Consider the following 10,925-nt stretch of genomic DNA (forward strand, 5'->3'; position numbering starts at 1 on the left):
GCCGGTGTTTTTCGGTTCGATGTCTTGCATCTGTACGGCGCTCCGATCAGTACAGTTTGCTGAAATTGTGCTGCTCCGTAGCTTACCCCGGACGCGCGCGCGTGGGATGCTGCCCCATCCTTTCACGACTTCCGGACCCAGGCGTCCAACTCCACCATGCAGAACTCCACCCAAGGCTGGTTCAGCGGTTTCCTCGGTGTCCTGATCTTCAGCGGCTCGCTGCCGGCGACGCGCATCGCCGTGCTCGGTTTCGATCCGGTGTTCCTGACCGTGGCGCGCGCGGCGATCGCCGGGCTGATCGCCATTGCGCTGCTGCTCGCGTTCCGCGAGACGCGGCCGGCGCGCACCGACCTGCTGCCGCTCGCGATCGTCGCGCTTGGCGTGGTGGTGGGCTTTCCGCTGCTGACCGCGCTCGCGCTGCGTCACATCACGTCGGCCCATGCGATCGTGTTCGTCGGTCTGCTGCCGCTCGCAACGGCGATCTTCGGCGTGGTGCGCGGCGGCGAGCGGCCGCAGGCGGCGTTCTGGCTGTTCTCGTCGGTGGGCAGCGCCGCCGTGGCGGGCTTCGCGCTGCGCAACGGCGGCGGCGCCTCGCTGCCCGGCGATCTGCTGATGCTGGCGGCGATCCTCGCGTGCGGGCTCGGCTACGCGGAAGGCGCGCGGCTGTCGCGCCGGCTCGGCGGCTGGCAGGTGATTTCGTGGGCGCTGGTGCTGTCGCTGCCGCTGATGCTGCCGCTCGCCATCGCGAGCCGGCCCGCGTCGTTCGCGGCGATCGGCGCGCCGGCCTGGTGGAGCCTCGCCTACGTGTCGCTGTTCAGCATGCTGATCGGCTTCGTGTTCTGGTATCGCGGGCTGGCGCTCGGCGGCATCGCGGGCGTGGGCCAGTTGCAACTGCTGCAGCCGTTCTTCGGGCTGCTGCTCGCGGCGTGGCTGCTGCACGAAGCGGTGCCGGCCTCGATGCTGGCCGTGACCGCCGTGGTGGTGGCGTGCGTGGCCTGCGCGCGGCGTTTCGCCGGTGCGCCGGAGGCGCGGCCCGTGCGAGGTTGAACAAACCGGCCGGGTTGACTAGATTGACTAAGCGACTGCCGCGCGGCGAAGCCTGCGCGGCACGACTTACCACCTGGTCCGGCACGGTTTCACGATGACGCTGTCAATTCGACCGACGCGAAGGCGGCCAGGCCGAACCAGGCAGGGCAATCGTTAACTGTCACGAAACTGCCTAAGTGCGGGCGCTAGGATCGGGCGATCAAATTACTCACACGCCCACCGTTCACCTGCCATGAGCCAACCTACCTCGTCTTCCATCGATCTCGGTCGATCGAAAGGCTTCGGCCTGATCGTCTTCCTCGTCATCCTCGTCGCAGGGGGCGGCTACGTGCTGACCCACCTGCTCGCGGATCTCGCGCCGGTCGGCAATCATTCGCTGTTTCCGTACATCCTGCTCGGCGTGGCGCTGCTGATCGCGCTCGGCTTCGAGTTCGTCAACGGCTTCCACGACACCGCGAACGCAGTCGCCACGGTGATCTACACGCACTCGCTGACGCCGAACGTGGCGGTGGTGTGGTCCGGCCTCTGGAACTTCATGGGCGTGCTGCTTTCGAGCGGCGCGGTCGCGTTCGGGATCCTGCAACTGCTGCCGGTCGAGCTGATCCTGCAGGTGGGCAGCGGCGCCGGCTTCGCGATGGTGTTCGCGCTGCTGATCGCGGCGATCGTCTGGAACCTCGCGACCTGGTACTTCGGCCTGCCGTCGTCCAGCTCGCACACGCTGATCGGCTCGATCATCGGCGTGGGCCTGATGAACCAGCTGATGCACGGCGCGTCGGGCACGAGCGGCGTGGATTGGGGCCAGGCCGGCGGCGTGGGCAAGGCGCTGCTGTTCTCGCCGCTGGTGGGCTTCCTGTTCTCGGGCCTGCTGCTGCTGATCCTGAAGGCCGTGATCAAGGCGCCGGCGCTCTACAAGGAACCGCCGAAGGACCAGCCGCCGCCGTTCTGGATCCGCTGCCTGCTGATCCTGACCTGCACGGGCGTGTCGTTCGCGCACGGCTCGAACGACGGCCAGAAGGGCATGGGCCTGATCATGCTGATCCTGATCGGCACGGTGCCGACCGCCTACGCGCTGAACAAGGCCGTCACCCCGGCCGAAACGCAGACCTTCATCGCGGTCGCGCATCAGGCTTCGGCCACGTTCGGCAAGTACACCAACGGCGTCGCCGCCCCGGCCCACCCGCGCGCCGTGGTCGAGACGTACGTGCAGACGCGTCAACTGACGCCGGACACGCTGCCGGCCGTGCAGCAGTTGTCGAACTCGCTGGCCGCCTCCGTGGGCTCGACCGGCTCGATCGCCAACGTGCCGCAAGGCCAGGTCGACAACGTGCGCAACACGATGTATCTCGTCTCCGAAGCGATCCGCCTGATGGACAAGGCCAAGCAGCCGAACTTCTCGGCCGACGACCGCAGCGCGATCAACAACTACCGTTCGCAGCTCGACCACGCCACCAAGTTCATCCCGACCTGGGTCAAGGTGGCCGTGGCGCTCGCGCTCGGCCTCGGCACGATGGTGGGCTGGAAGCGGATCGTCGTGACGGTCGGCGAAAAGATCGGCAAGCAGCATCTGACATATGGCCAGGGCGCATCGGCCGAAGCCGTGGCGATGATCACGATCGGCGCGGCCGACATGTACGGCCTGCCGGTGTCGACGACGCACGTGCTGTCGTCGGGCGTGGCGGGCACGATGGCCGCCAACGGTTCGGGCCTGCAGTGGGGCACGGTGCGCAGCCTCGTGCTGGCCTGGGTGCTGACGCTGCCGGCCTCGATCGTGCTGGCCGGCGGGCTGTACTGGGTGTTCCACGCGATCGCGTGAGGATCGCGGCGGCGGCTTCGGCCGCCGCTCGATGGCCTGCCGAAACCGCACTCAGACCATCACGTACACCTTGCGAACGGCTTCGCTGATCCGCCAGGTACCGTGCGTGTTCGGCGGAAAATACAGCGTGTCGCCGGCATTGAAGTCGTACCGCACGCCTTCCCGCGTCGTGAAGCTCCCCGCCCCCGCCAGGATGTGCATCACCTCGCCGGTCTCGACCTGACGCTGAAAGCTGCCCTCCGTGCACGCCCATACGCCGGCTTGCAGGCCGTTCGGATCGGCGCTCTCGAAACCGACACCGGATGTCGTGCAAACCGGCACGCCGAGCGGCGCCCCGACCGGGCCGCTGTCGCTCAGCGCGACGGAGAGCGCCTGCTTGATGATCTGAATCGTCATGGTGCGTTTTGCGGTCGCCGCGGATCGCGCGGCGAACTCGTTCCTTTCGTGAAAACCGGGTTAGCCGAATCGGTCGAGCAGGCTGTACAACGCCACGCCGGCCCCGATATAGAAGCGCTGCAACTGATGCAACGGTATCGGCTTGATGTCCGAAACCGGGAAGGGAAAATCCGTGCGTCCGGTCAGCCGGTCGGCGAGATGCTTGCCGAAGCTCGTGCACAGCGCGATGCCCCGCCCGTTGCAGCCCAACGCGGCAGTCAGCCCTGGCGCGGGCTCGTGAATGTGGGGCATGAAATCGCGCGTCACGGCAATGCGCCCGGACCAACGATAGGCATAGGACATCGGGCCGAGTTCGGGAAACAGCAAGGCCAGCGATCGTTCGAGGTGAGCGAAGTCGGAGGGCGAAGTCGGATCCTTGAAGAACCCGCGCCCGCCCATCAGCAAGCGGCCTTGATGATCCTTCCGGAAATACAGCAGCAACCGCTGCGCCGTGGACGCGGTTTCACCGCGCGCGAGAATCGACGCGGCTTGGTCGCCCTGCAACGGCGGCGTCGCGACGATGAAGCTGTTGGCGCACAGCAGCGTGCTCGCGAGGTTCGGCCATAGCGACCCGGTATAGCCGTTCGTGGCGATGACGACGCGTTCCGCGCTCACCGCGTGCCCGGTTGAGGTGGTCGCCACCCAATGGCGCTTGCCATCGATGAGGCTCGGTTCGAGCGACGTGACCCGGCATCCGCCGTGAATCGACGCCCCCGCCCGCCGCGCGGCGTCGGCAAGCCCCCGCGCATAGGACAGCGGCTGCAGCGCACCGGCGCGCCCGTCGAGCCATCCGCCGGCGAACGCCGTCGTCCCCACGCGATGCGTCACCGCGGCCCGGTCGAGCAGCTCGACCGGCGCGCCCCGCCGCTCCCACTGGCGCGCGCGCCGATGCAGCGCCTCGACCGACTTCTCGGCATAGCCCAGTTGCAGCCAGCCGCTGCGCACCGGCGCGCAATCGATCGCGTGACGATCGATCAGGTCGAACACGAGATCCGCGGAACTCGACACCGCGTCGATGAGCCGCTCGGCGCGGGCGGCGCCCAGCATGCGAATCAGTTCGTCGGGATCGTGCTTGAGCGTTGGATTGACCTGACCGCCATTGCGCCCGGACGCGCCCCAGCCCGGTTCGTGCTCGTCGACCACGCACACGGCCACACCGGCCTGCGCCAGATGCAAGGCGGTGGACAGCCCGGTGTAACCGGCGCCGATGACGAGCACATCGGTTCGAATCGGCCCATCGAGCGTTGGCGTGGGCGGTGCCGCGATGGCCGTCGCCGCCCAGAGCGACGGCGGCAGCGTGTCGGCCGAAGGCAAGGACGTCATCGTGCCGATTCTCCCGCCGCCGGCGCCGGTTGGTGCAGCACGCGGCGCAGAAAGTCCTGCGTCCGGGCCTGGGTGGGCGCGCCGAGAACTTGTGCCGCGGGCCCTTCCTCGACGATCTTGCCGCCGTGCAGGAAGCACACGCGATCGGCCACCTCGCGAGCAAAGCCCATCTCGTGCGTCACCACCACCATCGTCATCCCGTCCCGCGCCAGGTCGCGCATGACCTCGAGCACGTCCCCCACCAGTTCGGGATCCAGCGCGGAAGTCGGTTCGTCGAACAGCATCGCCTCGGGCTGCATCGCCAGCGCGCGCGCAATGGCCACGCGTTGCTGCTGGCCGCCGGACAGTTGCGGCGGATGCGCCGAGGCCTTGCCCGCGAGCCCGACCTTGTCGAGCAGGCTCATCGCGCGCGCATGCGCCACGGCCTTGCTCTCGCCGCGCACGTACAGCGGCCCCTCCATCACGTTTTCCAGCACCGTGCGGTGCGGGAACAGGTTGAAGCGCTGGAACACCATGCCCATGCGGCTGCGCAGCCGATGGATGTGCGGGCTGTCCTGCCTGACCGTCTCGCCGAATGCCTGGATCGAGCCGCCGTCGTACGATTCCAGACCATTGATACACCGCAGCACGGTCGATTTGCCCGAGCCGGACGGCCCGATCAGGCACACCACCTCGCCCGCATCGACGTGCAGATCGACGCCGTGCAGGACCTGATGCGCGCCGAAGCGCTTTTGCAGATTCTTAATCTCGATCATTAGCGTTTGCGCCCCGTACCGAATCGGTTCTCGATCTTCCGCAACCCGTAGACAAGCGGCAGGCTCATCAACAAATAGAGCAGCGCCACGAGCGTGTACACCGTCATGTTCTGGAACGTCGACGTGGCGATGAGCTGGCCTGCGCGCGTCATTTCGGCCACCGTGATTGTCGATACCAGGGACGAATCCTTGAGCATCATCACGAGCGTGTTGCCGTAAGGCGGCAACGCGATGCGAAACGCTTGCGGCAGGATCACCCGACGCAGGATCAGGCCGCCGCGCATGCCCATCGCCTGCGCGGCTTCTCGCTGGCCGGCGTCCACCGCCTCGATGCCAGCCCGAAAGTTCTCGGCCTGATACGCGGAGTACGCGATACCGAGCCCGATCACCCCGGCCTGGAACGCCGTGAGGTGAATGCCGATGTCCGGCATCACGAAGTAGATGTAGAACAGCTGCACGATGATCGGCAGCCCGCGAACCACGTTGACGATCGTCGAACCGAGAACCGCGACCGCGCGAACGGGCGACAGCTTCATGAGCGCCAGGCCGAGGCCCAGAACGCTGCTCAGCAGGAACGACAGCACCGTGACCTCCACCGTGACCACCGCCCCCTTGAGCAGGATCGGCAGAAAATCGACGGCGTTGTTCAGGAAGGAAGCGAAATCCATCGCGCTTACATCCCCCATTTCTGGACGATCTTCGCCAGCGTGCCGTCCGCCTTGATGGCGGCGATGGCCTGATTGAGGCGGGCCAGCGTCGCGGTGTCGTCCTTGCGCACGACCAGGCACACGTCGCCGACGTTCACCGGCTTGTAGGTCGCCACCACCTTCACGCCCTGGAACGTCTTGTTGCGCACCTGATAGGCCAGCAGCGGTTGATCGCCAAGCCCGGCCTTGATGCGCCCGAGTTGCAGGTCGCGCGCCATGTCCGCAATCGAGTCGTAGCTGCGCACTTCCTTGAACGAGCCGTTCTTGTTCAGCATGTCCAGGAAGATCGTGCCCACCTGCGCGCCGACGACCTCTCCCTTGAGATCGTCAAGCGACGTGTACGCCTTGTTGTCGTCCGCCCGGACCATCAGCGATTCGCCGTACGCATAGACGGGCGTGCTGAACGCCACGACCTTTTCGCGCGCCGGCGTCTTGAGCATCGCAGCGGAAATGATGTCGATCTTGCTGGCCGTCAGCGACGGGATCAGCGCGGAGAACGTGGTCTGCTGAACGTTGACCTTGAAGCCGCCGGCCTTGCTCAGCGCGTTGACCGTATCGATCATCATGCCCTGCAGGCTGTCGGTCTTGATATCGAGAAAAGTGAACGGAATGCCCGTGGCGGTCGCGCCGACCGTGTACGTCGGGGCCGCGCCTTGCGCCCAGGCGAACGGAACATGACAGGCCAGGCACAGGATCAGGGCGTTGCGACGGAAGCGGTTGATGGTGGTCACGTTGATGTCCTCTTCAAGGTTCTGGAAACGCCCTCGGGCGCGACGATGCTGAGCTGGAGTATGGCAATTATCGAACCCGAGAAATTATTCTTTAATACTTGAAAACCATTATTCGAATCACTAGAATCGATATGCGATTTTTAAAAGTATGAACAAAAACACACGGAGCGCAACAGCGATGAATGCGAACACGAAGGACGGGGGCAGCTCGACCGATGCCGAGGAGGGGGGCAACCTGCTGTTCAACCAGTCCCTGGAGAAGGGACTCTCGGTGCTGTCGGCGTTCAACACGGAACGCCCGACGATGACGATCGCCGAGATCGCAACCGCATCGGGCATCAACAAGAGTTCCGCGCAGCGCATGGTGTACACGCTCGAGCAGCTCGGCTATCTGCGCAAACACCCGGTGACGCGCCGCTATCAATTGACGCTGAAGGTCATGAAGATCGGCTACAACTACCTGACGGCCGATCCGCTGATCGACCTGTCCAATCCGTTTCTCTCCGAACTGACGAACGTCACGTCGGAAACGACCTGCCTGACCGAGCCCGACGGCGACGAGATGGTGTACCTGGCGCGATTCGTCAGCGCGCAGTTCGTCCCGTTGCACATGCCGATCGGCAGCCGCATTCCCATGTATTGCTCGGCGTCGGGGCGCGCCTATCTGAGCGCCCTGCACGAAGGCGAGGCGCGCGCCTTGATCGAACAGGCCCAGCGCGTGCAACTGACGCCGCGCACCAAGACGTCGATCGAGGAGATCATGGACGAATTGCGTCTGACCCGGCAGCGCGGCTACGCGCTGAACGGCGAAGAGATGTTCCTCGGAGACATGACCGTCGCCTCGCCGATCATCGGCAGCAAGGGTCGCCCGTTGGGCGCCGTCCACATCGTCGCCCCCACGTCGCGATGGACACTGGCGGAAGCGGAGGCAAAACTGGCCCCGCCCCTCTTGCAATCCGCTCGTGCAATTTGCAACTCGGCGCGCGCACTGGGCTGAACGCGTGGCGGCATGAGCATTCCAGCCGCTTCCGCTTGCCTGGGTGAGCGGCTGCCTGGCTCGGCCCGTCTTGGCATTGCCAGGTTCAAGCGGATTGCCGCGCAAGATTCGGAGCGCCGCACGAACACGCGGCCTCTACGATGATCGCCAGCCCATTGCGCGGAGATCCATCGTGACTGCCAGCCTCGAACGGCATTCGCCGTTTCCGTCAGCCTCCCCTTCCCCATCTTCCGTGGTGCCCGCTGCATGCGACTGGCGCGCGATTCGCGACGCGTTGAATGCGCACGGCGTGGCCGTCGTGCGCGGCCTGCTCGATCGCCGCGCCTGCGACGCGTGGATCGCCGGCTACGACGACGCGGCGCGGTATCGCAGCCGTATCGTGATGGCGCAGCACAACTTCGGCCGCGGCGAATATCGTTACTTCGGTTATCCGCTTCCGCCCGAACTGGCCGCGCTGCGCCGCGATCTCTATGCGCCGCTCGCGCCGGTCGCCAACGACTGGCACCGCGCGCTCGGCATCGACACGCGTTACCCGCCCGATCACGATACGTTCCTGCAACGCTGCCATGCGGCCGGCCAGACGCGGCCGACGCCGCTGATCCTGCGCTACGGCGAGGGCGACTACAACTGCCTGCATCAGGATCTTTACGGCGAGCATGTCTTTCCGCTACAGGTCGCGATCCTGCTGTCGCAGCCGGGAGAGGACTTTACGGGCGGGGAGTTCGTGCTGACCGAGCAGCGCCCGCGCATGCAATCGCGCGCGGAGGTGGTGCCGCTCGAGCGCGGCGACGCGGCGATCTTCGCCGTGCATGGCCGGCCGGTGCAGGGCACGCGCGGCGTGTACCGCGTCAACCTGCGCCACGGCGTGAGCCGGCTGCGCTCGGGCCATCGGCACACGCTCGGGGTGATTTTTCACGACGCGCAGTAAGCGCGCCATGCATGGCGTTCAGCGCTTCGCGACGCTCGCGCGCAGCCGATCGCCGGCATTCGCGGCCATCCGCGCATAGCCGGGCAAAGTCAGCAGCGCGAGCACGCCGGCTGCCAGAAACGCCCAGCGGAAATCGGCCATCACGTAGTGCGTGCCGGTGGCGTCGCCGCGCAGCAGCGAAGCGAGCCGCAACGACATCGCGCCGAATGCGATGCCCATGCCGATCGTCATCTGCTGCGCCGCGCTCGACAGCGTGCTGGCGGCGCTCGTCTGCTTCGGCGGGACGTCGGCGAACGCGAGCGTGGCCAGCGTCGAGAACTGCATCGAACGCGACAGGCCGTAGACGAACACCACCACCAGCGTGATGACGAGCGGCGTGGACGCGGTCAGCCAGCCGCACGCGATCGTCGAAAAACCGGCGATCGTCACGTCGACCAGCGCCACGCGCCGGAAGCCGAAGCGGTCGAGAATCCACGAGGTCAGCGCCTTCATGCCGAGGTTGCCGGTGGCGCTGGCGAGCAGCAGCAACCCCGACTGGAACGGCGACATGCCGAAGCCCACCTGGAACAGCAACGGCTGCAGATACGGCACCGCGTTGATCGCGACGCGCGTGAAGGAACCGGTGAAGATCGTGACCGAGAACGTCGGCACCTTGAGCGTGGTGAAGTCGAGCAACGGATGCGGCGTGCGCTTCGCGTGCCACCAGGCGGCCGCGCCGAACACGACGGAAGCGGCGATCAGCGCGATCGCCTCGACGAAATTCGCATCCTGTTGACCGGCCGCTTCGGTGCCGCACAGCATGCAGGTCAGCGTGGCGCCCGACAGCACGAAACCGAGCCAGTCGAGCGGACGCGCTTCTTCCGAACGCTCGTTGCGCACCAGCAGCATCACGCACGCCAGCGCGGCGATGCCGAGCGGCACGTTGAGCAGGAAGATCCAGCGCCACGACGCATACGTCGTAATGAAGCCGCCCACCGGCGGCCCCACCACCGGCGCCACGATGCCGGGCCACGTGATGGTGGCGATCGCACGCATCAGCTGAGCCTTGTCGGTGCTGCGCACGACGATCATCCGCCCGACCGGCACCATCATGGCGCCGCCCACGCCCTGCAACAGCCGCGCGGCGGTGAATGTACCCACGCTGTCCGACAGGCCGCACAGCACCGATGCGATCGTGAACACCGCAATCGCCGAACCGAACACCGTGCGCGAGCCGAAGCGATCGGCGATCCAGCCGCTGATCGGGATGAACACTGCGAGCGCAAGCATGTAGGCCGTCATCCCGAGACTCAGCGCATTCGGGCCGACGCCGAACGATTTCGCCATCTGCGGCAGCGCAGTCGCGATCACGGTGGTGTCGAGATACTCCATGAAGAAGGTCGCGGCCACGAGATACGGAAGGAAACCTGTCGTCTGACGACGATCGACGCTGCTGTCGGTCATACGGAATATGTCGAGCGGAATGGGATCAGGCGGAGAATGCCGAGAGGCGTGCGGGCGATTTGAAGCGCGCCGAGCATCCGTGCGTTGCGGCGACGATGGTACTCCGATTGCGTGACACGAGGGGCGGAGCCCCGCGCGGGCGCGCGGGTTTATCGATGCGGCGGGTTGCCGTGCCGGCTCAAACTTCGGTCGCGAGCAGCGCGTCGCGCTGGTCCTGCGTCAGCGATTTCAGCTCGACGCTCGATTCGCCGTGGAAAATCATCGAACCATATACTTCAGCGAGACAACTGCTTGCGCTGTCGAGCGCGTAGTCGTCGTGGATCTCGGCCGGCACATACACTTCACGCCAGGCATTGATCGCGGATTCAATTCTCACGATGGAAATCGGCTGAGTCGCTTTATCGCTGGAAGTTGCAGTCATGATTCCTTGCTGTCGATCCCGATGAATCGGATTATCTAAATAATCCAATTCATCGCGTCATTTGAATGACCGGATAACGGATGCAATTCGATCCGTATCGGGGACGCGTAGCATACCACTGCAATTCGCCGTATCGGCGCACTTCGATTTTTAATGAATCAAATCGGAAGTGGAAAAGACAAAACCCCCACTGCCTTGGCAGCGGGGGTTCTGAAGGAGGAAGCCTGACGATTACCTACTTTCACACGGGCAATCCGCACTATCATCGGCGTAGAGTCGTTTCACGGTCCTGTTCGGGATGGGAAGGGGTGGTACCGACTCGCTA

Annotated in this window: 11 protein-coding genes and 1 rRNA gene; 4 read left to right on the forward strand and 8 right to left on the reverse strand. The window is 65.6% G+C overall.

Translation table 11 applies throughout. The annotated features are described in order from the left end of the window. The first annotated feature begins 156 nt into the window (after positions 1-156). Positions 157-1,047 (forward strand): DMT family transporter, encoded by an 891-nt coding sequence (locus tag G3N92_RS08115; protein ID WP_206126945.1) that lies wholly within the window; start codon positions 157-159, stop codon positions 1,045-1,047. A gap of 232 nt (positions 1,048-1,279) precedes the next feature. Further along, a complete protein-coding gene (locus G3N92_RS08120; protein WP_206126946.1) occupies positions 1,280-2,860 on the forward strand; it encodes an inorganic phosphate transporter in 1,581 nt (526 codons plus the stop codon). Positions 2,861-2,911: 51 nt separating this feature from the next. Here the strand turns inward: G3N92_RS08120 and G3N92_RS08125 are convergent, their stop codons facing one another. From G3N92_RS08125 to G3N92_RS08145, 5 genes are read right to left on the reverse strand one after another with little or no spacing between them, the layout of a single operon-like run. Then, a complete protein-coding gene (locus tag G3N92_RS08125; protein ID WP_206126947.1) occupies positions 2,912-3,256 on the reverse strand; it encodes a cupin domain-containing protein in 345 nt (114 codons plus the stop codon). A 60-nt stretch (positions 3,257-3,316) separates the two neighbouring features. Continuing rightward, positions 3,317-4,618, reverse strand: coding sequence for an FAD-binding oxidoreductase (locus G3N92_RS08130; protein WP_206126960.1), 1,302 nt, complete (start codon positions 4,616-4,618; stop codon positions 3,317-3,319). Continuing rightward, positions 4,615-5,373, reverse strand: a complete 759-nt coding sequence (locus tag G3N92_RS08135; RefSeq protein WP_206126948.1) for an amino acid ABC transporter ATP-binding protein — start codon at positions 5,371-5,373, stop codon at positions 4,615-4,617. The genes G3N92_RS08130 and G3N92_RS08135 overlap by 4 nt, the downstream gene beginning before the upstream one ends. After that, a complete protein-coding gene (locus G3N92_RS08140; RefSeq protein WP_206126949.1) occupies positions 5,373-6,041 on the reverse strand; it encodes an amino acid ABC transporter permease in 669 nt (222 codons plus the stop codon). Before G3N92_RS08140 ends, G3N92_RS08135 begins: the two co-directional genes overlap by 1 nt. A gap of 5 nt (positions 6,042-6,046) precedes the next feature. Further along, complete coding sequence (locus G3N92_RS08145; protein WP_206126950.1) at positions 6,047-6,811, reverse strand: ABC transporter substrate-binding protein; 765 nt, start codon at positions 6,809-6,811, stop codon at positions 6,047-6,049. Positions 6,812-6,989: 178 nt separating this feature from the next. Here G3N92_RS08145 and G3N92_RS08150 point away from each other — a divergent pair, with 178 nt between their 5' ends. Both G3N92_RS08150 and G3N92_RS08155 read left to right on the forward strand, forming a co-directional pair. Further along, complete coding sequence (locus G3N92_RS08150; RefSeq protein ID WP_206126951.1) at positions 6,990-7,808, forward strand: IclR family transcriptional regulator; 819 nt, start codon at positions 6,990-6,992, stop codon at positions 7,806-7,808. A gap of 232 nt (positions 7,809-8,040) precedes the next feature. Beyond that, entirely contained in the window at positions 8,041-8,736 is a 696-nt protein-coding gene (locus G3N92_RS08155) for a 2OG-Fe(II) oxygenase (protein WP_339385850.1), read from the forward strand. An 18-nt stretch (positions 8,737-8,754) separates the two neighbouring features. Here the strand turns inward: G3N92_RS08155 and G3N92_RS08160 are convergent, their stop codons facing one another. From G3N92_RS08160 to rrf, 3 genes are all read right to left on the reverse strand, one after another. Beyond that, positions 8,755-10,179 (reverse strand): DHA2 family efflux MFS transporter permease subunit, encoded by a 1,425-nt coding sequence (locus tag G3N92_RS08160; protein WP_206126953.1) that lies wholly within the window; start codon positions 10,177-10,179, stop codon positions 8,755-8,757. A 178-nt stretch (positions 10,180-10,357) separates the two neighbouring features. Then, entirely contained in the window at positions 10,358-10,600 is a 243-nt protein-coding gene (locus G3N92_RS08165; RefSeq protein WP_206126954.1) for a DUF3717 domain-containing protein, read from the reverse strand. Positions 10,601-10,822: 222 nt separating this feature from the next. Then, positions 10,823-10,925 (reverse strand): 5S ribosomal RNA (rrf, locus tag G3N92_RS08170); the annotation flags it as partial.

Source organism: Burkholderia sp. Ac-20379 (assembly GCF_017104645.1).
Taxonomy (GTDB): Bacteria; Pseudomonadota; Gammaproteobacteria; order Burkholderiales; family Burkholderiaceae; genus Burkholderia.

Coding starts and splice junctions, on each gene's coding strand:
- G3N92_RS08115 (WP_206126945.1), top strand. CDS start 157: ATGCAGAACTCCACCCAAGGCTGGTTCAGCGGTTTCCTCGGTGTCCTG.
- G3N92_RS08120 (WP_206126946.1), top strand. CDS start 1,280: ATGAGCCAACCTACCTCGTCTTCCATCGATCTCGGTCGATCGAAAGGC.
- G3N92_RS08125 (WP_206126947.1), bottom strand. CDS start 3,256: ATGACGATTCAGATCATCAAGCAGGCGCTCTCCGTCGCGCTGAGCGAC.
- G3N92_RS08130 (WP_206126960.1), bottom strand. CDS start 4,618: ATGACGTCCTTGCCTTCGGCCGACACGCTGCCGCCGTCGCTCTGGGCG.
- G3N92_RS08135 (WP_206126948.1), bottom strand. CDS start 5,373: ATGATCGAGATTAAGAATCTGCAAAAGCGCTTCGGCGCGCATCAGGTC.
- G3N92_RS08140 (WP_206126949.1), bottom strand. CDS start 6,041: ATGGATTTCGCTTCCTTCCTGAACAACGCCGTCGATTTTCTGCCGATC.
- G3N92_RS08150 (WP_206126951.1), top strand. CDS start 6,990: ATGAATGCGAACACGAAGGACGGGGGCAGCTCGACCGATGCCGAGGAG.
- G3N92_RS08160 (WP_206126953.1), bottom strand. CDS start 10,179: ATGACCGACAGCAGCGTCGATCGTCGTCAGACGACAGGTTTCCTTCCG.
- G3N92_RS08165 (WP_206126954.1), bottom strand. CDS start 10,600: ATGACTGCAACTTCCAGCGATAAAGCGACTCAGCCGATTTCCATCGTG.